The following is a 26,333-nucleotide window of genomic DNA, read 5'->3' as shown; positions in this document are numbered from 1 at the left end:
ATTCTGCCCTCGGCCGGATCGATCGCCTGGGAGACGCCTAGCGCATCAGGCCGGCCTGGCGCAGCGCGGCCTCGATGGTCTGCCGGACGCCGCTGACAGGCTCCGGAGCCGCGGCTGCCGCCGCCCGCCTCGGCGCCTCGCGAACGGTGGCGGCCGCCGGTGCGATGCCCCAGAACTGGGCGATATGCCGGGTCGACGAAATTCCCACGTCCAGCATATAGGGCCCCGCCGTCTCGTCGGCCTCGGCGGAATCCAGCGGCGTGCCGTGGCCCATGCCCGGGATGTCGTGGCGCTCGATTACCGCGCGCCCCTGGCGGTCGCACCACACCGCATGCGGGATGCCGCCTTCCGCCCCGGCCCGGGTCGCCCGGGGGCCGACGCCGTGCAGGCCGAGCCACTGCGCCACGATCGCATCCGCATTGGAGGGGCTGACCGTCTTGTCCGCGCTGCCCTGCCAGACCGAGACGGTCGGCCAGGGTCCCGCATGGTCGGAGGCGCCGCGCACCAGGGCCTCCAGCCGCCCCGCATCGGGGAGGCCGTGGCCGCGCATGCGGTCGAAGGCCTCGGGCACGCTTTCGGCCACGCCATAGGGCAGGCCGGCGATGATCGCCCCGCCGGCGAAGACCTCCGGATAGGCAGCGAGCATCACCGAGGCCATGGCGCCGCCGGCGGAAAGCCCGGTGACGAAGACACGGCTCCGGTCCAGCCCATGGTCGAGGACCATGCGCTCGACCATCTGGCGGATGGAGAGCGCCTCGCCCGCGTCGCGGCGCGTATCCGCAGGCTGGAACCAGTTGAAGCAGAGGTTCGCGTTGTTCGCCCGCTGCTGCTCGGGGAAGAGCACCGCGAAGCCCTGCGCCTCGGCCAGGCGGGACCAGCCGGAGCAGGCGTCGTAGCCGGCCGCGTTCTGCGTGCACCCGTGCAGCACGACCACGAGCGGCGCCCGTGGCGGCAGGATGGCCGGGACATGGAAGAAGGCGCGGAGCCGGCCGGGGTTGGAGCCGAATTCGGTGATTTCGGCGAGATCCCCTGAGGGCATCTCGGCCGTCTCCCCCGCACGACGGAAGGCCGTCAGGCGGGCGATGGTATCGGACAGGGTCCGCATGAAAGGTTCCTTGCGCACCGGAGGAATGGTCGCCGGCACTTTCCTAACGCTTCAGGACGGAAGGCGTTGTGCGGTGCAACATAGTCCTTTCCGGTCCGGATATGAAACGTTTTACGGCGCGGGCGAGAAGATCCCCATCGGATCGCCCGTCAGCGCAACCTGCCCGTGATGCTCCAGCAGGATGGCAGGGTCGCACCACACCTCGCCGCCCAGGGCGCGCCAGCGGGCGCAGAAGAGGTAGTCCTCGCTGAGGTAGCGCCCTTCGCCGGGGGCGGCGGCAGGGTCGATCCCGGCCTCGAAGAAGGCCTGGGCGGGGCCGGCCTCGGTCTGGTACCGGCCTTCCGGGTGTGCGGCGGCCAGCTTCTCCAGCACCTCCCGATGCAGGAGCAGGAAGCCGGTGCCGACGGCCTCGGCCTGGACGGCCCCCGTCTCGGCGTCGCGGCGGATCCTCGCATCCTCGCCGCTCGGGAAGGTCGCGACCCATTCGGCGCGGTCCGTGCGCTTGCTGCGATAGACCCCGCCGATCAGGGGGCGCCCATGCCCCAGCAGCCGCAGCACGGCGTCCGCCCCGAAGCCGATGTCGCTGTCGAGGAAGAGCAGGTGCGAGGCGGAGGAGCGCAGGAAGATCGACGCCAGGGCGTTCCGGCCGCGCGGGATCAGGCTTTCGTTGGTCAGCGTCGCCACCGCCATGGGCAGGCCCAGCCTCTGGCAGGCCTGCTGCGTGTCCAGCAGGCCGCGAAGCGCCGCCGCCGTCACCATGCCACCGTAGCAGGGCACGCCGACCATGAGGCCGGTGCTCTCGATATCGGAGCGGAAGACCGGCGCCGAGGGGGCGATCCAGGGCGGGGCGGGGCGGTGTTCGAGCTGCAGCGGCATGCCGCAGCCTGCCACGCGCCGCCGCCTCGCTCTACCCCGCGCGGGCCGTGCGCGCGACGTGCGTCGGGCCCGGGCCGATCATGGCGAAGGGCGCCCAGAGCGCGGGATGGCCGAGCCCCGCCGCGGTCATGAGGTCGAGCTGCGCTTTGCGCAGCGCCTCGGCCGGGGCGTCCCCGTTGCGGACGTTCTGCAGCGTAAAGAAGGCCACGCGCGCCGCCGCCACGTCGTTCACGTACCAATGCGTCACCAGCAGCGAGCGCGCGCCGCTGAAGAAGAAGGCGCGCGCCAGGGTCGAGAGGCTCTCGCCCGCCGCCGCGCCACCGCCCGAATTGCAGGCCGAGAGCACCACCAGATCGGCGTCCAGGTCGAGGTCGAGAATGGTGCCTGCCGTGAGCAGCGCCTGGGTCGCGTCGGGGCCGTTCGGCGCCGGTGAGGCGATGATGGCGGGCTCGGTGAGGCAGCTCAGCTCGCCGGGCAGGACGCCATGGGTGGCGAAGTGCAGCACGCGGTAGTCGCGCAGCCGCGCGCTGCGGACGGATGCGGCAGTGAAGGCGTCGCCGGTGCGGCGCTCGGCGGCCGTCGCGCCCATGACCTGCTGGGCGGCCTGGAGCTCGATGGAGGCGGCCGGCAGGCGCGCGAGGCTGGAGAGGCCCTGGCCGCAGCTCGGCGCCGCGGGGAAGGAGCGGGCGGCGAAGCTCGCCGGCACCGGGCGGGGGTCGCCGAAGCCGAACCAGGGCCGTGTCGCGACGGAATTGCCCGCGCGGCGCAGCGTGACGAGGCTGGAGGCCGCCGGCACATGCGTCACCGCCATCTTCTGGATGAGGAAGGCCACGTTCTCGTGCCCTTGCGGCGCCGGCGGCGCGGCGGTCACCAGCAGGCCGTAGGGCAGCGAGAGCATCGGGCCCTCGGGCAGCGCGACCATGGACTTCGCGCGGGTCACGGGCTCCGCGACGCTGGCGAAGAGCGCCTGGTGCAGGGCATAGGCTGCGCCCGCCTCGAAGGGCCGGCGCGATGTGCCGGATTCGGTGCTTTCCCGCACGCGGGCGACCAGGGCCGCAACTTCGGAGGTATCGGCGCCGACGCGGCCCACGCTCACGGTCCCGTCGAGCAGCACGAAGGTCCAGCCGCGGCGGTCGGGCGGAAGGGTGGTGGCCACCATCGCCTCGCCCGGCGCCAGGGCCGCCAGAACCTCCTCCGCGGAGGCGACGGACTGCACGAGCTGCCCGTAGCCCGGCGCAGCGGATTGCGCGGCGGCATCGGCCTCGGCCGCCGCGCCCTCGGCCTCGTTGATGGCGGCGGTCAGCGCGGTCACGTCGCGGCCCTCGACGGCGGCGGCATCGCGCTCGCGATAGCGGGCGGCCAGCGTCCGGTCCGCCTCGTCGCGGCGGCGCAGCGCCTCGGCCACGGCGGGGTCGCGCGCGCCGGCGGCGAGGCGCGCGGCGGCGGTGGCGATCTGCGTGGTCGTCACGCCGCCCTGGCCGAGCTGCGCGGCCTCGAAGGCCTCGGCGACGCCCTGGGGCGTGCCGAGCGCGATGAAGGCATCCAGGCAGGGCGCGATGCGCAGCGCCGAGGTGCCCTCGCGAAGATTGCGCAGCACGGCCGACGCCTCGCGACAGGAGGCGACGGCGCTGGCGGGTGAGAGGTTGGCGGCGCGCAGCAGCAGCGTCTCGGCGAGCGGGCGGGAGCGCGGGACGCCGCGCGCGAAGCGGTTGGCGGAGCGGCCGAAGTCGCTGGCGGCCGCGCCGGAGCGGCCCGCGCCGGCGGCGACGGCGCCTTCCGTGCGGGCGAGCCGGGCGGCGATCACATCGGCGCCGATGGCGGTGCCGCTGGCCGCGCGCGCCATCCGGGCGGCGTCGGTCGCGGCGGTCTCGGCCTCGGCGTAGCGGCCGGCGGCGCGGAGCACGGCGGCGGTGTTGCGGCGCGTCTCGACGAGGCCGATCAGCGCGCGGTTCGCCAGCGGATCGATCGAGGGCTGCGGGCTGCCCGCCCCGGCGCGCAGCTCCGGCGGCACCCAGCGCGCATAGGCCGCGCCACCCTGGGCGAGCAGGGCCAGCGCCTGGTCGTTATGGCCGCGATTGGCTTCGTGCAGGCCGCGGTAATGGGCGACATAGGCACCGGCCAGCGGTTCCGCGGCGCGGGGCGCCAGGACGGCGGCGCGTGTGAACAGCGCCTCCGCCTCCGGGAAGCGGCCCTGGTTGGAGAGCTGGAGCGCCAGCAGCACCATGGGCAAATAGAGGTCCGGCGCGCGGGCACCGAGCGCGCGCTCCTGCAGCGAAAGGGCGGCGCGATAGGCGGTCTCGGCGGCGACGAAGCGCTCGGCCTGGTTGGCGTCGCGGCCCACCGCCATCAGCGCCTCGTAGCGGCTGACATCGCCGGTGGCGAAGGCCTCGCGGGCGAGGCGCGCGGCCATCTGGTCGATAGCGCCGGAGGGCAGCGGGGCGGCCTGCGCCGTGATGCGACCGGAGAGGATGCCGATGGCGCGCTCGGCAGAGGGCTGGGCGGGAAGGATGCCCTCGGCCAGCCAGATGCCGCTGCCCGACTGGGCGGCCATCGCGAAGGCGGGCCATCCGCCGGCCCGGCGTCGGCAATCCATCACCGCCGCCGGCTGGCCGCCGAGGGCGGTCGTGGCGCGCGGCGCAGAGCATTCGAGCCGGCTCGAGAGGCCGGCGCGTGCCTGCTCGGCAGCTTCCAGGGGCGTGGATCCGGTGACGGGGCGAATGCGCGCGCTGGGCGAGGACCATTCGCCGCACCAGACGTCTCCGCCGTCGCCGGCCCGCGACAGGCGACATTCCTCGCCCGACGCCGTGGCGCCCAGGGCGAGCATCCCCGCCCCCCCGGCGGAGGAGGCGACATAGGCGGAGGGTGGCGGCGCCTCGCAAGCGCCGAGGGCGAGCAGCAGGAGAAGACCCGGCTTCAGCGAGGGGGGCTGCTTCATGTTCAGAAATCCTCGCCGCGGACATTCGGGGGCGCGAGCTCGCCCTCCTCCGAATTGTCGCGATACAGGCGGACGGAAAGTGTCGGCGTGGGCGCGCGCAGCTGCTGCAAGGCGGTCGCCGCGTTTTCCAGTGTGGCCGCCTGCTCGAGCGGATTGGACGAAACAGCGAGGAAGGGAGCGGAGTCGAACGTGATGAGATATGGGAACGACGGCTCGATGTCCGGCGGGAACGATACTTCGCCCCCCGGTGTCGGTGGCACGGGCGTTGGCGACACCGGCAGCTCCGGCTCCGGCGGAATGACGATCGGCGCGCAGCCAACGACGCCGATCGGGCAATTGTTGAACAGGTAGCGGTTGGGCTGCGGCAGCGGCTCGCCGATCAGCGTCCCGTCCGTCGAGCCGCGTCGTCCGAGGGCCGCGGCCGGCCCGCCGCCGATACCACCGATGCTGCCGGTGAGGTTGGTCCCGCTGCCGCCGAAGACGTTGAGGGCGCTGGTGTCCAGCGCGCCGCTGCTGGCCCCGCCGGCACCGAGATAGAGCGAGACGGGCGTGTTCACGGCGTTCAGCCCGTTGAAGGTGATATTCGGCGCGGTGATGCCCAGCTGGCTGCCGATGGCCGTGCCGCCGAGCGAAGCCGAGCTGGCGGCCTGGACGATGATCTGCCCTGCCGCCTGCAGCAGGCCGTTGAGGCCGAAGCTGTCCGCCTGGAGGCCCAGATCCCCGACGCGCGCGATCGCCGAATTGCCGTTCACCTGCAGATGCCCGGTCGCGCGCAGCGAGGTCGAGGAGCCGCTGACGGTGCCGTCGATCACGAAGGAGCCGGCCTGGTTGATGTCCAGCAGGCCGGAGGCGAAGACGAGGTTGCCCGCCGCCACGCCCAGCTGCGCGGAATTGTTGCTCAGCCGCAGGTCGCCACCGACATTGGATGCGCCGAGGCCGGCGATGGCATTGGCGCCCAGCAGCGTCGCATTGCCCGCGGTATTGAGCCGCAGCGTGCCGCCGGTGACCCGCCCATTGGCGCCCTGGGTAAGGGTGCCCCCGGTCGTGAGGTTCATCGTGCTGCCGGAGAGGGTTCCGGCCAGTATCTGGCTGCCGTCGGTGCGCAGCGTGAGCGTGCCGCCGGCCGAGAGGTCGCCGATCTGGGCGAGGTCGTTGCCGGCATTGCCGAGGGCGATGTTGCCGCCGGCCTGGCCGGTGAGGAGGGGGGCGGAAAGGGTGGTCCCCGGCGCCTGGGTAATATCGCCGAGACTGCGCAGATCGAGCGAGCCGGGCAGCTGCGGGTCGGTGGGCAGGGTGAAGGAAAAGGGGATGGTCAGGTTGGTGGCGGTCGTGGTCGTCACGCCGTCGAAGGTCGTGGCGCCGACGCGCAGGCTGGTGAACCTGATCCCAGCCAGGATGTTGTCGGACAGCACGAAGCCCGGATCTTCGACCGAACCCCCCAGCTGCATGGCCTGGGGCGAGTAGGGCGCGACCTCGAGAAGCTGGGTCTGTAACTGGACTCCGCGCAAGCCGGAAAGACCGCCCACCAGGAAGGTGGCGCGCTGCTCGGCAATGACGTCCTGGTAGATCGCCACGTTGCCGGCGGTGCGGATCGAAAAGGTTCCGGCGCGGTACTCGGGGAACTCGTTGAAAATCGAGCCACTGACACTGAGGTTACTGATGCCGTTGTCGAGAACGAAGTTCCCGCCGACGTCCAAGGACGACAGATTTTCCACCTGGTTCGACTGGCCGGCGGAGGCGCCGTCCAGATAGGCGTTCCCGGTCGCGGACACAACGAGGTCAGAGGTGGCGATGGACCCGCCCGTCTGCACGATCTCGGCGCCGCTCAAGGAGAGAAAGGTCGCATCCGTGCCGCGGATGCTGCCGCCGATGGCGAGAGTGCCGCCGGCCGAAAGGGAGGCTCTGCTGAGGCTGTCGGTGTTGATGGGGCTGAAGTTGAAGGTGCTTCCCGCCCCCAGTCTCAGATCGCCATCCGCGCGGAGACCGAAGGAGTAGCCGACGAAATTGATTCTGCCGGGGCCGGCGATGGTCAGGTCGGTGGCGGTGGTGAGCCAGAAGCTGCCCTGCCCCAGGCCCGGCACGAAGTTCGTCACGACATCGATCGTTCCCAGCCGCGAGATGGCGTTCTGATTATAGAGATCGACGCGGAAACCCGTGAACTGCATGTCGAGCTGGCTGGCCGTGATCGCGGTGTCCTCCAGCTGAACGATGCTGCCGTTGGGCACGTTGCGGATGAGCGACAGCGTGCCGCCGACAGTCAGATTGCCCAGGGTGAGGTCGACGGTGCTCTGGTCGCCGGCGGTCGAGTTGAGGGTCAGGTTGCCGCTCACATTGCCGCTGAGCGCATCCACCGCCGCGCCGAAGCCCACCGAGCCCTCGAATTGCGGCGTCATGCTGAAGGTGGCGCTTCCCCCGGTTTGCAGCACCAGGCTGCTCGCCTGGAGAGAGCCGCCCGTCTGGCTGATGCCGCCGAGCCCGGCGGCGAGCTCGATCGTCGTCGCGGAGCCGCCGCCATAGCCTCCTATGGTTCCCTGCAGCAGGATGCCGCCGGCCGCGGTCGGGTTGGGCGCGGCGGCCGAGAAGTCGTAGCCGGCCTGGGCACGGATGGTCGGCGAACCGATGCCGCCATTGCCTTCGAGGGTGATGTTGCCGGAGGCGCGCAGGAGCGTCGCGGCGCCCTCGACATTGCCGAATCCCCCGCCGCCGCCGACGAAGCCGGCGATGGTGAGATCGCCGCCGACGACGTCGATGCTCGTGAAGGAATTGACGGTCCCCCCGACACCGCCCGTGACGCGCAGCGAGCCGATGTTCCGGAAGCGATTCGCCCCGGACGAATCCATGCCCACGAGCACGTCGATCTGGTTGTCGTTCAGCAGCTCCGTGTTCGTGCCGCTGAGCGTTACGTTCAACTCGCCGCCGACGAAGCGGCCGAGGTTGTTGGAGGTCGCGATGTTCCCCTGGGTGGTGATCCTGCGGTCGCCGTCGACCTGCACCGTCGCGCCCAGAAGGATCGAGGGATCCGTGGTGTAGGAGGCGCCGGTCAGGCCGATATTGCCCCCGATCGCCCTGACGTCCGAGTTGATGGTCAGCGTGCCGAGCGAGGAGGTGGTGGTGAGGGAGATGCCGCCATTCTGGGTCAGCAGCGCGCCGGAAATGGTGATGTTCTGGCCCGTCATCGTCAGGTCGCCACTGGCGATGGTGATGGGCGCATTGACGACGATGTTGGTGCCGGCCGTCAGGGTCAGGCCGCCGATGGTGGTACGGTTGATCGCGGCATTGACGGTGATCGTCTGCGTCGCCTGCAGCTCGATCGTGGCATTGTTGAAGACGGGGTCGTTGACGATGCCCGCGGCGATGACGGAGATCGGCGGCGGGCTGGCGGAGCCAAGGATGGCCCCCGTGAAGTCGGTGACCGAGGTGTTGATACCGCCGGTGCCGTCGGCGACGATGGTGATCGTTGTCGGGTCGATCAGGAAGGTGCCGCCCCGGCCATTCGGGCCGGCGCCGACATCCACGGCGCCCATGATCGCGAGCCCCTGCTGGCCAGAGACCTCGATGAAGCCGCCATTTCCGCCCTCGCCCGCGCCGCGCGCGGAGAGGGCGCCCGCATGCACCGTGTATTCGGACGAATTGACGACGACCGTCCCGCCATTGCCGCGCTCGGTCGCGTCGGCCCGCACCACGGCGCCCTGCGCGATGCCCGTGCGCTGGGAGAGCCGCGAGGTATTGCGGGGCGCCGTGCCGCCGATGGCGATGGTGCCGCCCCCCGCCCGGCCGGAGGCGTTCACCCGCGCCGTCGAATCCACGAGGTTACGGTCACCGAGGATCTGGATGTCGCCGCCCGTGGTGCCGGCGGCGCGGCCCTGCGCGCTGACGGTGCCCTCGATGCGCACGGCGCCGCCATTGCCGGCCACGACCACGCGCCCGGTGCGGCCCGTGGCGGCATCGGTATTCGCGGCGATGCGGCCGCTCGCGCGCACCAGGTCCTGCACGATGCCGTCCACGGCCGAGGCGGTCAGCACCACCGTGCCGCCGGTCGCCGTCACGGTGCCGGTATTGGTGACCAGCGCCTCGCCATTCGTGGGGGCCTGCCGCACGGGCGAAGTGATCTCGAGCGAGAGCAGCCCGTCGCCATGCAGGTCCACGACCGAGGTCTCGGCGCCGGCCAGCACCACGCGGCCCGCGCGCGCGCGGATGACGCCGCGATTGGCCACCTGCGGCGCCACCAGCGCGGCGAGCCCGGCTTCGCGCACGGTGATGGTGCCGTTGGTCTCGATCCGCGCGTCGGGGCGGCCCGGTTGGTCGAAGTTCATGCGCCCGCCGCGCATGAAGGCCTCGTTGGTGATGTTGGCGGTGGAGACCACGAGGCCCGCCGCATTCACGGTCGAGCCCTGGTGGAAGACGACGCCCGACTGGTTGACGATCGCGATCTGGCCATTGGCCGTGATCTGCCCGGCGATCTGCGAGGGGTTGGGCGTGATCACGCGGTTGAGCGTGACGGAGGTGGAGGAAGGCTGCTGGAACTGGACCGCCTGGTTGCGGCCGACGTCGAAGCTCTGCCAGTTGATCGCCGCGCGGTCGGTGGACTGCTGGATGACCGTGCGGCCCGCATCGCCGCCGATCGTGGCCGAGCCGGCGACGACCTGCCCGCCCTGCGGCCGCGCATTGGGCGCGGGCTGCGCCTCGGCCAGCGATGGCAGCATGAGCGCCGTGCCGGCCAGCAGCGCCGTGCGCAGGCCCCGGCGGGCGAGGTGCAGATCGGGGAGGGAGGTCGTGGGCATGATGATCCTGTCCTCGCTCAGAAACGCGCCAGCACGCGCCAGAAGAGCCCGTCTTCCCGCAGCGGGTGGACGTTCGGGCCCTGCGGCTGGCGGGTGACGCGGCGCACGCCTTCCAGCTGCGCCTCGAAACGCTCATTCACCTGCATGCGCACGCCGAGGCCGAAGGAATGCAGCCGCCGGTCGGGATCGGCGGCCTGGTTCTCGAAGGTCCAGCCGGCATCGGTGAAGAGGTAGTAGGTCGGCGCCAGCCGCAGTCCGAAGCCCCAGGCATCGAACTCGTGCGTGGTCGAGAGCTGCAGCTCGCCCGAGACGGCGATGGCGCTGTCGCCCGTCACCTCGCCGGCATAGAAGCCGCGGCCGAGCCTGTTGCCGCCGAGGAAGAACTTCTCCGCGAGGGGCAGGATGTCGTTGGACCACTGGCCGGCGACCGTGCCCTGCAGGGCGACCGTCGCGCCCGACCAGGGCGCGAAAAGCGCCTGGGTGCGCGTGGCCTCGCCGTTCAGCTTGGTGAAGTCCCCGCGCGCATGCAGCCGCGAGGCGTCGCGGCCGAGCGCCCCGCCGACTCCTTGCGAGAGGCGCAGGCTCACGAAATTCGTGGCGGGCCGCGTGTCGCCTGCGAGGAGGTCGAAGGTCGTCCAGTCGGCGCCCGCGCGCAGCATGCGCAGGCTGTCGCGCGAAAGGCGGGCGCGCTGGCCGCCGCTGCCATCCACCCAGATCTCGCTGTCGATCGTGTCGAAGGCGCCGACGAGGTTCAGCGTCTGCGAGCGGCGGCGGATGAGCGGATAGGTCAGCGAGGCGCCGGCCACGGTGGAATTGCCCTCGTAGCCGAGGCTGCGCAGCACGCCAGAGGGGTTGCTCGTGCCATGGCCCGCATAGAGCCGCACCTGCAGGCCGGAGCCGCCGATATAGCCGCGCCAGCTCGCCTGGCCGAAGATCTGCGTCGTGGCGCGGGCGTAGAAGAGCGCGAGCTCCGTCTGCTCGCCGAGCGAGGTGAAGGAGTTGAACTGCACCGCGGCCAGGCCCTGCTCGGGCCCCGAGAAGCGCGGGCCGCGGTTGTCTGCCGTGATGTAGCCGCTCACCGCCCGGCGCGAGACCTGCGCCACCAGCGAGAGCGCGCCCGGCGCCGTGCCGGCCGGCCGCAGCACCGTGCGGACGGTGAGGCCCGGAATGTCCTGCGCCAGCAGCAGCTGCCGCTCCATGGTCGCGATGTCGAGCGGCTGGACGTTCACCAGCCGGTTCAGGAAGCGCAGGACCTGCGTGCCCGCCGGGCCGACATCGCCGTCCAGCCGGACCTCGCTGATGAAGCCCTCAGCGACCTGGAAGCGCAGCGTGCCGTCGGGGGTGACGGTGGCGTCGGCGGTGACGAAGGCGAAGCCGCGCTCGCGGTAAAGGGTGACGACGGCCGCGCGCGCATTCTCGATATTCGCGATTGGGACGGCGGGGCCAGTGAGGCTACCCGCCACCGCGGCCAGTTCGGCCGGGGAGAAGGCCGTGGCGCCGGTCCAGACGACATCGCGGATCGCCACCGCGCCGGTGACGCCCTCGGCCGGCCGGGCCGGGCCGGGCGCTGCCAGCCCGGGGCCGACGCGGGGAAGATTGGGCGGGGCGAGCTGCGGGATGGGGGTGCCGCCGGGTGGAACGATGCCGGGCGGAGGAACCTGTGCCAGGGCACCGGTAGCCGAGATGAGGAAAAGGGCAGCCACCAAGACTCCGCGACGACGCGGAGCTTCCCCCCAAGATGCCCACATCCAGCCTGCTCCCCCGTGGCGCACTACCGCGCTGCGCGGCCACGCATTAATATTCCGAAGAATGCAGTATAATCTTTGCGCTTCGCAAGGCGAATTCTTGCCTGCCATCCGGTATTAATGAGGCGGTGGACTACAGTCACGCGCTTTCGGCCGGCTGGCGCGAAGTCCCTTGATGTCGACGAACAACCGGGCCGAGGATGCTTGGCATGACAGATTTCCGCACCGCCCCCGTCATGGGAAGCGCGGGGGCCAGGACGGCCGATGCCTGCATCCACGTCATCGGCGTCACGGCTGCGCTCGCGGCCTGCGTGGCGCTGGCGGCGGTGATGCGGGGGGGCTTCGGGGTCGTCCCGGTCGCGCTCTATGCGCTGGGGCTGGTGGCCATGATCGGCTGCTCGGCCGCCTACAACCTGGCCGCCGAGGGGCGCGGCAAGCGCCTGCTGCGCCGGCTGGACCATGCGGCGATCTTCCTGATGATCGCGGGGACCTATTCGCCCGTCGCCCTGCTGGGCATCGGCGGCGCCTGGGGATGGGGCCTCGCGGCCGTCGTCTGGGTCGGGGCGCTGGCGGGCGCGACGCTGAAGCTCTGCCGGCCGGAGGGGTTCGAGCGCCTGGCCATCGCGGCCTATCTGCTGCTGGGCTGGGCGGGGCTCGTGGCCATCGTGCCGCTGGTGGCGGCGCTGCCGGGAATGGACCTCGCGCTATTGGGCGCGGGCGGGCTGCTCTACAGCCTGGGCGTCGTCGCCCATGTGTCCAAGCGGCTGCCGTACCAGAACGCGATCTGGCACGGCTTCGTGCTCGCCGCGGCAGCCTGCCACTTCGTGGTGGTGCTGCGGCTGGCGGCGGGATGGGCCGTGGTCTAGGCGGCGATCCGCCGGAGGGAAGGGCGCCTCAGCGGCGGGCCAGGCCCTTCTTGATCTCGCGCTCGATGGCCGAGCGCTCGCCGGTGCCGACGCGCCGCACGATCTCCATCACGATCGCCGCGGAGAGGCGGTGCCGCTTCGCGATTTCGGCAATCTCCTCCTCGGCGAGCATCACGGGTGCCGGGGCCTTGGGCGCGGCCTTCGCATGATTGTCGGACATGTTCGATCCTGTTCGTCTGTCTCGGCCGGGGGCGGAGGGAGCGAGGCTGTGCCGCTCTGCTTCGCCGCCGGGCGTCACGGTGGGTGGGCGATACGCCAAACGGAATGGCCGGTCCGGGTTTCGGGCATCGCCGAGGTTTGCCGGTCTGGTCGTCGAGGCGGCGAAGAGGCCGCGCGTATCGCCGTTCGCGGGCTCATATAGTCCATGAAACGCCGCGCTGACAGGCCTCTGCTGCGCCGGCCTGCGCTGCCGCCCAAGCGGGCCTCTCTGCGGGGCCGGATCCGGGCCTGGCTTGCGGCGAGGCTTCCTCCGCGGCCAAATCGCCAAAGGAAGCCGGCGCATGCGATGCCGGCCCAAGGCCAACGAGCCGGGGGAACGAAAATGACACCATCCAGGATCCGCCGGCGCCGTGCGCTGGCCCTGCCGGCCTTGCTGGCGGCGCCCGCGCTCGCCCGGGCGCAGGCCGCCTGGCCGGACCGGCCCGTCCGCATCCTGATGGGCTTCCCGCCCGGCGGCCCCACGGATTTCGTGGGCCGCCTGACCGCGACCGGCCTCCAGGAGGAGCTGGGCCAGACCATGGTCTTCGAGAACCGGCCGGGCGCGAACTCCGTCCTGGCGGCCGAGGCCGTGTCGCGCGCCGCGCCGGACGGGCAGACGCTGCTCTTCGCCTCCAATTCGCTGGTGATGAATGCGAGCGTCTATGCCCGGCTGCCCTACGACCCGGTGACGAGCTTCGCGCCCATCGGCATGGTCGCGACCTCCCCCAACGTGCTCTGGTGTGGTGCGTCCCAGTCCTGGCGGAACCTCGGCGAGATGGTCGCGGCCGCGAAGGCCCAGCCCGGCGCGCTGGGCTATGCCAGCACGGGCAATGGCGGGAACGGGCATTTCGGCGGCGAGACGCTGCGCCAGGCGCTGGGCATCGACATCACCCACGTGCCCTATCGCGGCACGGCGCCGGCGCTGCTCGACGTCATGGCCGGCCGGGTGCCGCTGATGCTGCAGACGCTGGTCGGCGCCATCGGCCCCTATCGGGAGAACCAGCTCCGCCCGTTGGTCGTCTTCGGCCCGCAGAGGGCGCCGGAACTGCCCGAGGTCCCGACGCTGCAGGAGCTGGGGCACGAGGTCGCCGACTCGGGCGTGTGGTTCGGCGTGCTGGCGCCGGCCGGCACGCCCGCGCCGATCGTCCTGCGCGCCACCCAGGCGCTCTCCGCCTTTCTCGACAAGCCCGGGACGCGGGCGCAACTGGCCACCCAGGCCTCTGTTCCGGCCTATGCCGGGCCGGAGGACTTCGCCGCCCGCCTCCGCGCCGATGTCGGCGCCTGGGCAGAGGTTGCGCGACGCGCCGGAATGAGGCCGGAATAGCCCGTTATGTCAGTTTCATCACTCGAAGGATTTTCCATGGATCTGCCGCTGGACGGCGTCACCGTCATCGAAGTGGGCCAGGCCCTCGCCGGCCCGCTGGCCGGCGCGGTGCTGGCCGACATGGGCGCCGATGTCATCAAGGTCGAGAAGCCGGATGGCGGCGACGACGCCCGCCTCTGGGGCCCTCCCTACGGGCCGGACGGCGTCACCTCGCTCTATTTCCACGGCCAGAACCGCAGCAAGCGTTCCATCACGCTCGACCTGAAGAAGCCCGAGGATATCGAGGCGCTGCACAAGCTCTGCGAGACGGCGGATATCCTGATCCAGAACCTGCGTCCCGGCGTGGTGGACGAGATCGGCATCGGGCCGGAGGCCATGCTCGCGCGCCATCCGCGCCTCATCTACTGCTCGATCTGGGCCTTCGGCTTCGAGGGGCCGCTCAAGATGAAGCCCGGCTTCGACCCGCTGCTCCAGGCCTATGGCGGCATGATGAGCGTCACCGGCCAGGCCGACGGCCCGCCGACCTTCTGCGGTGCCTCCGTCAACGACAAGGCGACGGGCCTCTTCGTGACGATCGGCGCGCTGGCGGCGCTCCGCTGGCGGGAGAGGACGGGCAAGGGCTGCCTCATCGATTCGTCCCTCTTCGAGACGGCGGCCTTCTGGGTCGAGGGGCAGATCAACAACTACCTCTCCACCGGCGACGTCGCGAAGCGCCATGGCACGGGCGCGGCGGTGATCGTCCCCTACCAGACCTTCGAGACGGCGGACCGGCCGCTCTGCCTCGCCGCCGGCAATGACCGCTTCTTCGCCCGCTCGGCCAAGGTGCTGGGCCATCCGGAATGGGCGGAGGATCCGCGCTTCGCCAAGGCGGGCGACCGTGTGCGGAACAAGGCCGCGCTCATCCCCCTCATCGCCGCGGCCTTCCTGACCAAGCCGCGCGACCATTGGCTGGCCGCGCTGGATGCCGTCGGCGTGCCGAGCGGCCCGGTGAACGACATCGCCGAGGTCACGGAAAGCGAGCAGATGGCGGCGGTGGGCCTGCTGCGCGAGCTGCCGGAGGGCGGCCCGAAGATCGTGAACCTGCCGCTTTCCTTCAACCGGCGGCGGCCCTTCCCGCGGCGGCCCGCGCCGCGCGTGGGCCAGCACAACCGGGAGATCCTCGGCCGGGACTGATCGGCCGGTTTCTTCACCGACGGCCGGGCCCAGCAGGCTCGGCCGTCCCTGGTTCCGGAGGGAGCGCGCCCCCTCCGGCCTTCGCGGCCCGACCAGGTCGGGCCGCGTGATCCGGCGCCGTCCTAGTTCAGGATGAGCTCGAATTCGCCCGAGCCATCGCCGAAGACGCCGGCCCGGATGACGAGCCCCTGGCCGCCGGCGGGAACCGCCAGCCGCGAGGCGAGGCCTTCGCCGCCGTCATCGTCCTGGTCGATCATCTGGCCATGGGCATCGAGGAGCTCCAGCACCGTGTCCGTACCGCGCCGCAGGTTGCGGGTCAGGATCGTGCGGGGCTGGTCGCTGGGCGGCAGGACGAAATAGGCGCTCTGGCCACGCTCCAGCCGGATCCGCCGGGCCTCGCCGGCCGGCAGCGGCGGCTGGGCGCGGGCGTCGTCGGGGCTGGTCGCGAAGTTCGGCGCGGCCGCCGGCTCCGCCTGCTGCAGCGTCAGGTCGAAGGAGCCGGGGCGCGGGCCGAGCAGGGTCACCTGCAGGAAGACCTGCCGGCGGGGCGCCGGGATGTCGAGCTGCGACGACAGGTCCTCCTCCCCGCCATCATCATCGGACATGACCACCTGGCCGTTGCCGTCGACGAGGGAGATCACCGTATCCGCCCCGTTGGACAGGTTGCGGGTGAGGGCGCGCAGATCCATGTCACCGCCGGGCAGGGCGAAATAGGCCGCCTGGCGGCGCCGCAGCTCGATCCGGACGGTCTGGCCGATCTCCAGCGGCGGGCGGCCCGCGGCGTCGATCAGCGTGGTGGCATAGGATGGCGGGGGCGAAGGCGCCTCGGCCTGCAGCAGCACCTCGAACTCGCCGCCGGTTCCGCTGAAGACGCTGGCGCGGAGGAAGAGCGGGCCCTGGCCGCGCGCGAAATCCAGGCGGGAGGCCAGGGGCTCGTCGCCGCCGTCATCATCCTCGGCGAGGACGCGGCCCTGGGCGTTCACCAGGGCGAGGACGGTGTCCGTGCCGCGGCGGAGGTTCCGCGTGAGGGCGACGAAGTCGCGCGTGTCCTCGGGCAGGGCGAAGAAGGCCTGCTCGCGGCGCAGGAGGCGCACCCGGCGGGGGGCGTCCACCGCCAGGGCCGGCATCGTCCGCGCGGCATCCAGGGTGGTCGCGAAATCGGGGCGGCCGCGCGGGGTGTCGCGCGTCAGCAGGATCTCGAACTCGCCGCCGCCGCCGAAGGTCCCGACGCGGACCGCCGTGCCCCGATCGGCCGAGGTGACCTCCATCCGGGAGGACAGGGGCTCGTCGCCGCCGTCATCATCCGAGCCGATGCGCTGCCCGCGGTCGCCCAGCAGGTACAGGACGGTGTCGGTGCCGTTCGAGAGGTTGCGCGTGATGATCGTGTAGTCGCTGCCGGCGGCGGGGGAGATGCGGAAGGTCCGGGTCTCGCGCCCGTTGAGGCGGACACGGATCGCCTGGCCGGGCTCCAACGCCTGCGGGCCCGAGGTGCCGGGCTGGCCCCCCAGCGGATTGGCCTGCTTGACGCCGGGTGCCGCGGCGGGCGGCGTCGGCGGCGAGGACGGGCTGTCCTTCGCCAGGGCGGGGAGGGGCATGATCAGGAGGGCGGAGAGAGCGGCCCATCGGAAGGTGAGGGCGGGACGCCTCAAGGACATTCTGGTCATTCGAATCTGCCTCCAGGAAATTTTCGCCGCGAACCGGCTTCGGCGCGGGCGGGGCGAGCTTGATGATCGGGGGGTGGGTTGCGGACCTCTTCTGCGGTCAAAGCTGCGAGCAACCATTCTATCGCACTCTTTCGACCGGGGAGGGAAGGCGGCGAGGCCTTTCCCGCCCGGCCCGACCCGGGCGTCTTCCTCCGAGCCCGCGAGGGAACGTTGTTTCGACGGTAAATTGCTCTGAATGAAAGCTAATTTCGGGTTCTATCAATCGCGGGCCACTCAAACGGCATCCAGGCGCAAACCTTGAGGAAACCTTGGCTTCGGACTCGCGTTCCGAGGAAAGCGATACAGCGGCGAAACAAGAGCACGCGTCACTGAAGGGAAGAACCCCTTGGCGAAGGCGTCCCTCCTGTCGAGGTCCGAGGCCGGAAACGGCCGTCGCGGAGAATGAAATTCCCACGGAGCCGGCCTTCGGAGGTCCTGCTTCAGGGCAGGTTAAGCGAGGGCGTGCCGTGGTGCGGGTGCAGGACGATATGAGAAGCAGGGACGTGGCTCAGGATCGCAGCGACTTTTCCCATGACAGCGACGACGGCGAATCCCGCGGGAAGAGCTGGCGCCACGGGAAGACCGGCTGCCTGGCCTGCCAGGATCTCAAGCCCCGCTATCTCCAGGCGATGGCAACCTTGGGCGCCGATGCGCAGCATTTTCTGGTGCTGGGGGAGCTTCCGCGAGGGATCGGCTACGGCATCATCGCCGAGCTGATGCGCCGGGGCCTGGCCGAAATGGGCATTTCCGAGAAGTTCCGCGGCAAGGCCGGCTGGCGTATCACCGCGCTGGGGCTGGAGTGCCTGGCTTTCCGGTCGACCGAGATGAAGGCGACAGGCCGCAAGGCCTCCGATCGGCTGCGGGCCGACACGCCGATCGCGCTGCGGCCGCTGACGGGGCTCTGGTCGTCCTGACCGCCGGGTCAGCGCTTCACGCATCCGCATGGACGATCCGGTTTCGGCCCTGTCCCTTGGCGATATAGAGCGCGCGGTCGGCCGCGGAGATCAGCGCATCCAGGAGGGTCGGGCCGGGCCCGGGCCTCGGCTGATGCGTGATCCCGATGCTGACCGTGATGTGCAAGGGGGCTCCGGCCTCGATCGGGATCGGCAGGCCTTCGACGTTGGCGCGAACCCTCTCGGCCACGCGGAGGGCATCCTCCCGCGGGGTGTTCGGCAGAATCACGGAGAATTCCTCGCCGCCGACCCGCCCGAACAGGTCGGCCTCACGCAGCGATGACCTTACGCAGGCGGAAAAGGCCGAGAGCACCCTGTCGCCCGCCGCATGGCCGTAGGTATCGTTGATCTGCTTGAAGCGGTCGATGTCGAGCATCAGGACCGCGTAGGGGCCTGAGCGCATCGGCTGCGATATCAGCGCGCTGCCCCGCTGCATGAAGGCGGCGCGTGACAGGGCGCCCGTCATCATGTCGTAGGTGGCGAGCTGCTCTAGCCGCGCGAGCAGCTCATTCCGGGCCAGGTTGATGCTCGCGACCGTCAAGGGTGCGAGCGCCAAAAGCATGATGCCGAGGCGCCCGGAGATCATATAGCCGTCGTGGTGAGTCACCTGGGACGCGAAGAAGCCCAGCGAAATGGCGATGAGGTGCCAGATGCTCACCATCATCGTCAGCACGACGGAGGGGAATATCGGGTAGCTCAAGGCGCACCAGAGAAGTGCGGGCGCGTGGAAGGTCGACGCCCCCGGCCCACCGACGAGGGCGCCCACGACGACGGAGGCCAGGAGGGTCAGGGCCGGAGCCGCGCAGCGAAGGAGGGTAACCCGGTCTTCCGGGAGGCGCATCTGCTGCAACATCGGCCACAGCGAAGGCGCGGTCAGCACAACGGGCAGCACGATGATGCTGTTGGTGAGCTCCGTGGTGACCCAGAAGGCCATGCCGGAGAGGAAGTCGCTGTCGAAGAACAGGGGGGCGGCCCCGGCCCCGACGACCCCCGCCGCCATCGAGGCCACGACCAGAATGCCGAAGAGATAAAGAACGGAAGACGGCCGCCGCAGCCGGCGATCCTCCTCGCTGACCATTCGAAACAGCACGGAGCCCGTCGCCACCTCGGCCATGTTTGCCGCGGTGAGCCATAGGGTCGGCAGCGGCTCGCCCCCGGTCATGAAGTCGGCGGCCAGGTACCCGGCTGCTGCCGCTATCCATCCGGCCGGGGACTGGAGATGGGGAAATCGGACGAAAATACCAAGAAGCAACGCGTTCGCCGGCCAAAAGGCGGCAAGGAAGCCCAGCGGTCGCGTGCCGATGCCGAAAAGGCAGGCGGCCAATACCACGGTGAAAACGATGGCCGCGCCAGCCAACGTCCCTTGCGGCGCCCCTAGGCGCTCCTCCCTCATATCGGTTGTCCTTGCGCAGGCCTTCCTGGTGGAGAAGGTATTCCGAAATTTGGGGCAACCTAAACAATAGATATGTAGAGAATATCCAAGCTGCCGGCGTCCGCTCCGGAACTTCTTCGCGAGGTGGCGGAGTAATGTCGGTGCTGAAGATTCGGCTTCCCTGACGGCCGGAATTGCCCCCGTCTTTCGCCGGGGCAGCTTGGCGAGGTCTGTCGCCATCATTGGAGAGAGAGGGGGCTCGGACCGGCCGCAGGCTTTGTCGGGCGTGCCGTGGCGAAAACCGGCTTGAAGCGGGCTGGATTTGGAAAACCGGCGGCGCTGGAAATGTCGCGGTGGCCGGGAAAGGCTTGGATGGCGACCCGTACGGGATTCGAACCCGTGCTGCCAACGTGAAAGGCTGGTGTCCTAGGCCTCTAGACGAACGGGTCATCGCGTCCAAGTCGGGGGACGCGCGCCGCTCCATACACAGTCCGCTCGCGAGCGCCTAGCCCCCCAACGGAAAAGCGTGGCGCAGGCGGGCGGTTATCTCCGAAAAACCCCTCAGCCGAGGCCGTCCATCGCGTCCAGGACATGCAGGGAGTAGGTCATCGCCGCGCCGGCGTTCAGGGCGATGGCGACGCCCAGGGCCTCGGCGATCTCTTCCTTCGTCAGCCCGGCGGCCTGAGCCTTGCGCGCATGCGCGTCGATGCAGCCCTGGCATCGCGTCGTCACCGCCACGGCGAGCGCGATCAGCTCCCGGGTCTTGGCGTCCAGGTGCTTCGTCGTCGAGGCGCCGCGGCTGAGGGCCGAGAAGCCCTTCACCGCCTCCGGGTGCAGCACCGCGAATTCCTTGCCCCGCTCGCGCAGCGCGCCGTTGTAGCTGTCCCAGTCCTCGATGCGGGTGTCGGCGGTCATGGCATTCTCCCGACGCGTCCCCGGCTCGATCGAGGGGATCGCGGTCCAAATGAAAAGGGCCCCGATGGGAAACCATCGGGGCCCGATCCACAAGGGAGCCTTCCGCGCGGCCGATCCACGTTCCGGATCGGAGGGATCCGGAACGATCGGACGCGGCGGCTTACTCCGCCGTCGCTTCCGGCTCCTTCTCCGCCTCGCCGTCGCCTTCCGGCTTGGGCAGGGCGGCGACTGGCGCCTCGGCGATGTCGAAGGTCAGCGCACCTTCGGTCAGGTTCACCTTCACCGAGCCACCCTTCACCAGCCGCCCGAAGAGGAGTTCCTCGGCCAGCGGCTTCTTGATGAACTCCTGGATCACGCGGGCCAATGGCCGCGCGCCATAGAGCGGATCGTAGCCGCGCTCGGCCAGCCACTCCTTGGCCGCGCTCGAGAGCTCGATCGTGACGTTGCGGTCGGCCAGCTGGGCCTCGAGCTGCATCACGAACTTCTCGACCACCTGGGCGACGATCTCCGCCGAGAGGCCCGCGAAGGGGATCACGGCGTCGAGGCGGTTGCGGAATTCCGGCGTGAACATCCGCTTCACCGCCTCCTCGTCCTCGCCCTGGCGCACCGGATTGCCGAAGCCGATCGCCGACTTCTGCATGTCCGCCGCGCCCGCATTGGTCGTCATGATGAGGATCACGTTGCGGAAATCGACCGTCTTTCCGTTGTGGTCGGTCAGCTTCCCGTGGTCCATCACCTGCAGCAGGATCGCATAGAGGTCCGGATGGGCTTTCTCGATCTCGTCCAGCAGCAGCACGCAATGCGGGTGCTGGTCGATGCCGTCGGTCAGCAGGCCGCCCTGGTCGAAGCCCACATAGCCCGGGGGCGCGCCGATCAGCCGGCTGACGCTGTGCCGCTCCATGTATTCGGACATGTCGAAGCGCAGGAGCTCGATGCCGAGCGTCTTGCTGAGCTGCTTCGCCACCTCTGTCTTGCCGACGCCGGTCGGGCCGGAGAACAGGTAGTTGCCGATCGGCTTCTCCGGGTCGCGCAGCCCCGCGCGGGACAGCTTGATGGCCGAGGAAAGGGCCTCGATCGCCTTGTCCTGTCCGAAGACCATCGCCTTGAGGTCGCGCTCCAGCGTGCGGAGCGTCTCCTTGTCGTCGGCCGAGACGGATTTGGGTGGGATGCGCGCGATCTTCGCGACGGTCTCCTCCACATCCTTCAGGGTCACGGTCTTCCGGCGCTTGCCTTCGGGCAGCAGCATCCGCGAGGCGCCGACCTCGTCGATCACATCGATCGCCTTGTCCGGCAGCTTGCGGTCATGGATGTACTTGGCCGAGAGCTCCACCGCGGCGCGGATGGCCTCCGGCGTGTAGCGAACCTTGTGGTGCTTCTCGTAATTGGTCTTCAGGCCCGTCAGGATCTTCACCGTGTCCTCGACGGAGGGCTCGTTCACGTCGATCTTCTGGAAGCGCCGGACGAGGGCCCGGTCCTTCTCGAAGTGGTTGCGGTATTCCTTGTAGGTCGTGGACCCGATGCAGCGCAGCGTGCCCTGGGCCAGGGCGGGCTTCAGGAGGTTCGACGCGTCCATCGCGCCGCCCGAGGTCGCGCCGGCGCCGATCACGGTGTGGATCTCGTCGATGAAGAGCACGGCGCCCGGCTGGGCCTCCAGCTCGTTCACGACGGCCTTCAGCCGCTCCTCGAAGTCGCCGCGGTAGCGGGTGCCGGCCAGCAGGCTGCCCATGTCGAGCGAGTAGATGGTGCTCTTGGCGAGCACCTCCGGGACGTCGCCCTCCACGATGCGCTTGGCCAGGCCCTCGGCGATGGCCGTCTTGCCCACGCCGGGATCGCCCACGTAGAGCGGGTTGTTCTTGGTGCGGCGGCACAGGATCTGGATCGTGCGCTCGATCTCGCTGTCGCGGCCGATCAGCGGGTCGATCTTGCCGGCCAGGGCCCGCTTGTTGAGGTTCACGCAATAGGTGCTGAGCGCATCCTGGTTGCGGTTGCCCCCGCGCGGCTTCTCCTCGCGGTCCTCCTTGCCGTTGCCCTCCTCGGGCGTCGGGGCCTGGCCCTGGACGGGGCGCGGCTGGGAGCGGCCGGGAGCCTTGGCGATGCCATGGCTGATGAAGTTCACGGCGTCGAGGCGCGTCATGTCCTGCAGCTGCAGGAAATAGACGGCGTGCGACTCGCGCTCCGAGAAGAGGGCCACGAGCACATTGGCGCCCGAAACCTCGTCACGGCCGCTGCTCTGCACGTGGATCGCCGCGCGCTGCACGACGCGCTGGAAGCCGGCGGTCGGCTTCGGATCCCCCGTGCGGTCGCTGACGAGGCCGGCGAGGTCCTTGTCGAGGAACTCGGTCAGCTCGCGTTTCAGCTTGTCGACGTCGACGCCACAGGCGCGGAGCACCGTCGTTGCGTCCACATCGTCGCTGAGGGCGAGGAGGAGATGTTCGAGGGTCGCGTATTCGTGCCGGCGGTCGTTGGCGAGGCCAAGCGCACGATGGAGCGTCTGCTCGAGATTGCGGGATAGCATGGTTCTACGCTCCCCTTAGCGGTTGCCGGCTGCCGAGGTTGGCAGGCGGCGGGTTATGACGATGTGGTGGCTCTCCCCCAGCCCTCACATCTGACACCAACGCATAAGACAATTGCGTGGCGTGAAGCGCACGTTTTTTTGGCGTCACTCTTTTTCAATCGTGCACTGCAGGGGGTGCTGGTTCTGGCGGGCCAGATCCATCACCTGGGTCACCTTGGTCTCGGCGACCTCGTAGGTATAGACGCCGCAGACGCCCACGCCGCGCCGATGGACATGCATCATGATGCGCGTCGCCTCGTCGCGGTTCTTCTGGAAGAAGCGCTCCAGAACGTGCACGACGAACTCCATCGGCGTGTAGTCGTCGTTGAGCATCAAGACCTTGTACATGGCCGGCTTCTTGGTCTTCGGCCGGGGCTTGACGACGACGCCCGTCGTCGGGCCGCCGTCGCCGTCGCGCTTGTCCGGATCGGACATCCTGATCCTCATCTCTCGCTTCCGGTCATCGGTCACAAACAGGTTTCCATGGAACAGGATATCGGGAGCGGGCTGCCCACGGAAAGGGGTGACCAGCTTTGCATCGATCAAAGGCCAAAAGGAAAGGGCCCGGACGCCTGTTCGGCGCCCGGGCCCTCGCCCATGGGACAGGTCATGCCGGCGTCGCAACGTTGCTGTTGCGGCCGGCTGGCCGATGTCAGGCCGCCAGCGGCTTGGAGATCTTCTCGACCGCGAGCGTCACGCGGGCCGAGATCGGCTCGAAGGCGGACTCGGCCAGCTTCATCGACGCTTCCTGCAGCTTGGTGGCGTCGGCCAGGGCGCGCTCGAAGGCGGTCCGGGTGAAGGAGGCCTGGAAATCGGCGGCTTCCTTGAGGCTCTTCAGCGCGGAGAGGGTCTTCGCCGCCTCGATCGCCTGCTCGGAATAGGCCTGGAACATCGTCGCCGTCTGGCGCGAGAGGTCCTGGATGCCGGTCACGTAGACCTGGGCGGCCTTGTTGAACGCCTCGATGTTGCCGCGGCCGAACTCGACCGCCTCCTCGGAGGCCTTCATCACGTCGCCGGCGGTCTTGTGCGCCGTCTCGAGGGTCTTCTCGACCGACACGCGGGCCTGGGCCACGCCCGCCTCCGCGATCTGCTTCGCCTGCGCGGCGCCGGTCTGGGCGGCGTCGGCCATCGTCTTCTTCAGGTCAGCGGCATTGGCCATGGTAATTTCTCCTTGCATCGCCACCCCGGTGCGAGGAGGCAGTTTGCTGCGGTGCAGCATCACAAGGCCTATCTAGGGGTTGGCCGGGGGCGGTGCAAGTGAAATTTGTGCGGTGCACCATTTTCCGGCCAGCGGGCTTTCCGGCTTTTTCCTGGCGCGGAATGCCATGGTTTTGCGTGAAAACGGATGGACAAAAGGCGCCTCGACTGTTTCTTTAGATTTCAGCGCGGGCCGAACCTTGGGGGAGGCGACGTCCGCCGCCGCTTTGGGGAAGCCGCATGTTCAGATCCGCCGTGCTCCGCGCCGTCACCGGCGCTTTCCTGGCCGTTGGCCTATTCACGACCGGAGCGAGCGCGCAGATCACCGCCAGCCCACGCTATTCCGGCTTCGTCATCGATGCGAGGTCGGGCAACGTCCTGATCGCGGAGGGCGCGGACGAGCTGCGGCACCCGGCTTCGCTCACCAAGATGATGACACTCTATATGCTGTTCGAGGCCATGCAGGCCGGCCGCATCACCCTCTCCACGCCGATCACGGTGAGCTTCGAGGCGGCCTCGCGCCCGCCCTCCAAGCTGGGCGTGCCGGCGGGCGGCAGCATTTCAGCCGAGAGCGCCATCCTCGCCCTCGTCACCCGCTCGGCCAACGACATCGCGACCGCGATCGGCGAGACCCTGGGCGGCGACGAGCAGACCTTCGCCCGGATGATGACGCAGCGGGCGCGCTCGCTCGGCATGTCGAGCACGACCTTCCGCAACGCCTCGGGCCTGCCGGATCCGGAGCAGGTGACCACCGCGCGGGACATGACCCTGCTCGGCCGGCGCCTCATCCAGGATTTTCCGGACCGCTACCACTATTTCTCCCTGACGCATTTCCAGCATGGCAGCCGCCTGATCCGTAACCATAACGGCATGCTCCGGGACTATCCGGGCGCCGACGGGATCAAGACCGGCTACATCAATGCCTCCGGCTTCAACATCGTCACCTCCGCCCAGCGCGATGGCGTGCGGCTGGTGGGTGCCGTCTTCGGCGGCAATTCCTGGGCGCAGCGCAACGACCGCATGGCCGAGCTGCTGGACGCCGGCTTCGCCCGCATGGGCGTGCGGCCGGTGGCGCCGCTCGTCGCGGCCCTGCCACCGCGCATCGCCGTCCGCCAGGACACGACGGTCAGCCCGGCCCAGCGCCGCGCCGTGGCCTCCCGCCAGGTCGCCGTGCGCGAACCGGCGGTCCGTCAGCGCGGCGGCCACGCCCGCGCGACGGCCACCGCGTCCCGTCCGGCCGCCGCCCGCCAGGTCGCGGCGCGCCAAGCGCCCGCCCGCCAGGCGGCTTCACGTCAGACCGCCGCGACCCGCCAGGCCACTGTCCGTCCGACGGCCGTCCGTCAGCCCGTCGTGCGCCAGCAGCAGGCGACGCGCACGCGCCGCGCGGCCGCCGCCGCCGCCCCTCAGGCCCGCCAGGTCCAGCAGGCGGCCGGCCGCGCCACGACGCGCGCCGCGCAGTCGACGACGCTCAGCCCCTCCCGCGTGGCGGCGACCGGGCCGCGCCAGCAGGTCGCGCGGAACCGGGACTGATCATCCCGGGCCGGCTCTCGCGGCGGCCCGCCCCCCTCGCTCTTGCCGCGGCGGGGCCGGGCATGGCACCACGGGGGCGAATGGATAAAGGGAACACCCGTTGCTGAAGCCGCTCAAGAAGGCCGTCATGCCGGTCGCGGGTCTGGGGACCCGTTTCCTCCCCGCCACCAAGGCGATCGCCAAGGAGATGCTGCCGGTCGTGGACCGGCCGCTCATTCAATATGCGGTGGACGAGGCGCGGGCCGCGGGCATCGAGCAGTTCTGCTTCGTGACCGGCCGCGGCAAGACCGCCATCGTCGAGCATTTCGACGTCCATTTCGAGCTGGAGCGCCTGCTCGAGGAGCGCGGCAAGGAGAAGGAGCTCGCCGAGCTTCGCTCCCAGGCGCTGCAGCCCGGCAACCTCGTCACCACGCGCCAGCAGGTGCCGATGGGCCTCGGCCACGCCATCTGGTGCGCCCGAAGCTTCATCGGCGACGATCCCTTCGCCATCCTGCTGCCCGACGACCTGATGATGTGCGACGTCTCCTGCACGAAGCAGCTCGCCGACGCCTATCGCGAGACCGGCGGCAACGTCGTGGCCATCGAGGAAGTGCCGCGGGAGCGCGTGAACCGCTACGGCGTGCTCGATGTCGAGAAGGACATGGGGCACCTTGTCTCCGTGAAGGGCCTCGTGGAGAAGCCGCCCATCGACAAGGCGCCTTCCAACCTCACCATCATCGGCCGCTACGTCCTGATGCCCGAGGTGATCGGTCACCTGGCGAAGATGGAGAAGGGTGCGGGCGGCGAAGTCCAGCTGACGGACGGCATGGCCAAGCTCATCGGCCACCAGCCCTTCCATGGCGTCCGCTACGAGGGCCGGCGCTTCGACTGCGGCGACAAGGTCGGTTTTCTCGAGGCGCAGATCGCCTTTGCCCTGAACCGCCCCGATCTCGCCCCACAAGTGCGCGAATTCCTGGCGAATTATCGCTGAAGGCGGCTGCGTCCCTCCGGGGCTGGTGCCGCGTGGCATGGGTCGGAGGGACGAAATTCTTGCTGCGCCTTGAGCG

The 26,333-nt window shown here is 70.1% G+C and carries 18 protein-coding genes and 1 tRNA gene; 6 read left to right on the top strand and 13 right to left on the bottom strand.

Features of this window, described 5'->3' with window-relative positions; all coding sequences use genetic code 11:
- Nucleotides 1-37: 37 nt before the first annotated feature.
- The 5 genes from KHU32_RS02055 to KHU32_RS02035 form a co-directional block, all read right to left on the bottom strand.
- Nucleotides 38-1,105, bottom strand: a complete 1,068-nt coding sequence (locus KHU32_RS02055; protein WP_213668375.1) for an extracellular catalytic domain type 1 short-chain-length polyhydroxyalkanoate depolymerase — start codon at nucleotides 1,103-1,105, stop codon at nucleotides 38-40.
- 111 nt (nucleotides 1,106-1,216) lie between these two features.
- Nucleotides 1,217-1,981, bottom strand: a complete 765-nt coding sequence (locus KHU32_RS02050) for a hypothetical protein (protein WP_213668374.1) — start codon at nucleotides 1,979-1,981, stop codon at nucleotides 1,217-1,219.
- Between the two features lie 31 nt (nucleotides 1,982-2,012).
- Nucleotides 2,013-4,916, bottom strand: a complete 2,904-nt coding sequence (locus KHU32_RS02045) for a CHAT domain-containing protein (RefSeq protein WP_213668373.1) — start codon at nucleotides 4,914-4,916, stop codon at nucleotides 2,013-2,015.
- Between the two features lie 2 nt (nucleotides 4,917-4,918).
- Nucleotides 4,919-9,697, bottom strand: coding sequence for a beta strand repeat-containing protein (locus tag KHU32_RS02040; protein WP_213668372.1), 4,779 nt, complete (start codon nucleotides 9,695-9,697; stop codon nucleotides 4,919-4,921).
- 17 nt (nucleotides 9,698-9,714) lie between these two features.
- Nucleotides 9,715-11,400 (bottom strand): ShlB/FhaC/HecB family hemolysin secretion/activation protein, encoded by a 1,686-nt coding sequence (locus tag KHU32_RS02035; RefSeq protein ID WP_213668371.1) that lies wholly within the window; start codon nucleotides 11,398-11,400, stop codon nucleotides 9,715-9,717.
- Nucleotides 11,401-11,651: 251 nt separating this feature from the next.
- Between KHU32_RS02035 and trhA the strand changes: the two genes are divergently transcribed.
- Nucleotides 11,652-12,308: a PAQR family membrane homeostasis protein TrhA gene (gene trhA / locus KHU32_RS02030; protein ID WP_213668370.1), complete on the top strand. Its 657-nt coding sequence runs from the start codon at nucleotides 11,652-11,654 to the stop codon at nucleotides 12,306-12,308.
- Nucleotides 12,309-12,336: 28 nt separating this feature from the next.
- Here trhA and KHU32_RS02025 read toward each other — a convergent pair whose 3' ends face one another.
- On the bottom strand, nucleotides 12,337-12,528 hold the full coding sequence (locus KHU32_RS02025; protein ID WP_213668369.1) for a hypothetical protein: 192 nt from the start codon (nucleotides 12,526-12,528) through the stop codon (nucleotides 12,337-12,339).
- Between the two features lie 381 nt (nucleotides 12,529-12,909).
- Between KHU32_RS02025 and KHU32_RS02020 the strand changes: the two genes are divergently transcribed.
- Both KHU32_RS02020 and KHU32_RS02015 read left to right on the top strand, forming a co-directional pair.
- Entirely contained in the window at nucleotides 12,910-13,890 is a 981-nt protein-coding gene (locus tag KHU32_RS02020) for a Bug family tripartite tricarboxylate transporter substrate binding protein (protein WP_213668368.1), read from the top strand.
- Between the two features lie 36 nt (nucleotides 13,891-13,926).
- Nucleotides 13,927-15,063 (top strand): CaiB/BaiF CoA transferase family protein, encoded by a 1,137-nt coding sequence (locus KHU32_RS02015; RefSeq protein ID WP_213668367.1) that lies wholly within the window; start codon nucleotides 13,927-13,929, stop codon nucleotides 15,061-15,063.
- 122 nt (nucleotides 15,064-15,185) lie between these two features.
- On the opposite strand, the gene KHU32_RS02010 is transcribed toward KHU32_RS02015, so the two are convergent.
- On the bottom strand, nucleotides 15,186-16,712 hold the full coding sequence (locus tag KHU32_RS02010; RefSeq protein WP_213668366.1) for a hypothetical protein: 1,527 nt from the start codon (nucleotides 16,710-16,712) through the stop codon (nucleotides 15,186-15,188).
- A gap of 521 nt (nucleotides 16,713-17,233) precedes the next feature.
- On the opposite strand from KHU32_RS02010, the gene KHU32_RS02005 reads away from it, so the two are divergent.
- Nucleotides 17,234-17,680, top strand: coding sequence for a hypothetical protein (locus KHU32_RS02005; RefSeq protein ID WP_213668365.1), 447 nt, complete (start codon nucleotides 17,234-17,236; stop codon nucleotides 17,678-17,680).
- Between the two features lie 16 nt (nucleotides 17,681-17,696).
- On the opposite strand, the gene KHU32_RS02000 is transcribed toward KHU32_RS02005, so the two are convergent.
- The 6 genes from KHU32_RS02000 to KHU32_RS01975 form a co-directional block, all read right to left on the bottom strand.
- The gene (locus KHU32_RS02000) at nucleotides 17,697-19,112 is read right to left on the bottom strand and encodes a GGDEF domain-containing protein (RefSeq protein ID WP_213668364.1); all 1,416 of its coding nucleotides are present in this window, start codon (nucleotides 19,110-19,112) and stop codon (nucleotides 17,697-17,699) included.
- A gap of 352 nt (nucleotides 19,113-19,464) precedes the next feature.
- A tRNA-Glu gene (locus KHU32_RS01995) sits at nucleotides 19,465-19,540 on the bottom strand.
- A 112-nt stretch (nucleotides 19,541-19,652) separates the two neighbouring features.
- The gene (locus KHU32_RS01990) at nucleotides 19,653-19,988 is read right to left on the bottom strand and encodes a carboxymuconolactone decarboxylase family protein (protein WP_408887834.1); all 336 of its coding nucleotides are present in this window, start codon (nucleotides 19,986-19,988) and stop codon (nucleotides 19,653-19,655) included.
- A gap of 178 nt (nucleotides 19,989-20,166) precedes the next feature.
- Complete coding sequence (gene clpA, locus KHU32_RS01985; protein WP_213668362.1) at nucleotides 20,167-22,521, bottom strand: ATP-dependent Clp protease ATP-binding subunit ClpA; 2,355 nt, start codon at nucleotides 22,519-22,521, stop codon at nucleotides 20,167-20,169.
- A gap of 144 nt (nucleotides 22,522-22,665) precedes the next feature.
- Entirely contained in the window at nucleotides 22,666-22,995 is a 330-nt protein-coding gene (gene clpS, locus KHU32_RS01980; protein WP_213668361.1) for an ATP-dependent Clp protease adapter ClpS, read from the bottom strand.
- Between the two features lie 217 nt (nucleotides 22,996-23,212).
- Nucleotides 23,213-23,719 (bottom strand): phasin family protein, encoded by a 507-nt coding sequence (locus tag KHU32_RS01975; protein WP_249680490.1) that lies wholly within the window; start codon nucleotides 23,717-23,719, stop codon nucleotides 23,213-23,215.
- 278 nt (nucleotides 23,720-23,997) lie between these two features.
- On the opposite strand from KHU32_RS01975, the gene KHU32_RS01970 reads away from it, so the two are divergent.
- Nucleotides 23,998-25,287 (top strand): D-alanyl-D-alanine carboxypeptidase family protein, encoded by a 1,290-nt coding sequence (locus KHU32_RS01970; protein WP_213668359.1) that lies wholly within the window; start codon nucleotides 23,998-24,000, stop codon nucleotides 25,285-25,287.
- Nucleotides 25,288-25,387: 100 nt separating this feature from the next.
- On the top strand, nucleotides 25,388-26,257 hold the full coding sequence (gene galU, locus KHU32_RS01965) for a UTP--glucose-1-phosphate uridylyltransferase GalU (protein WP_213668358.1): 870 nt from the start codon (nucleotides 25,388-25,390) through the stop codon (nucleotides 26,255-26,257).
- Nucleotides 26,258-26,333 lie beyond the last annotated feature (76 nt).

This window comes from Roseococcus pinisoli (assembly GCF_018413645.1).
In the GTDB taxonomy this organism is placed as follows: domain Bacteria; phylum Pseudomonadota; class Alphaproteobacteria; order Acetobacterales; family Acetobacteraceae; genus Roseococcus; species Roseococcus pinisoli.
The sequence above is the reverse complement of the archived record's forward strand: the minus strand, read 5'-3'. Positions and strand labels throughout refer to the sequence as shown.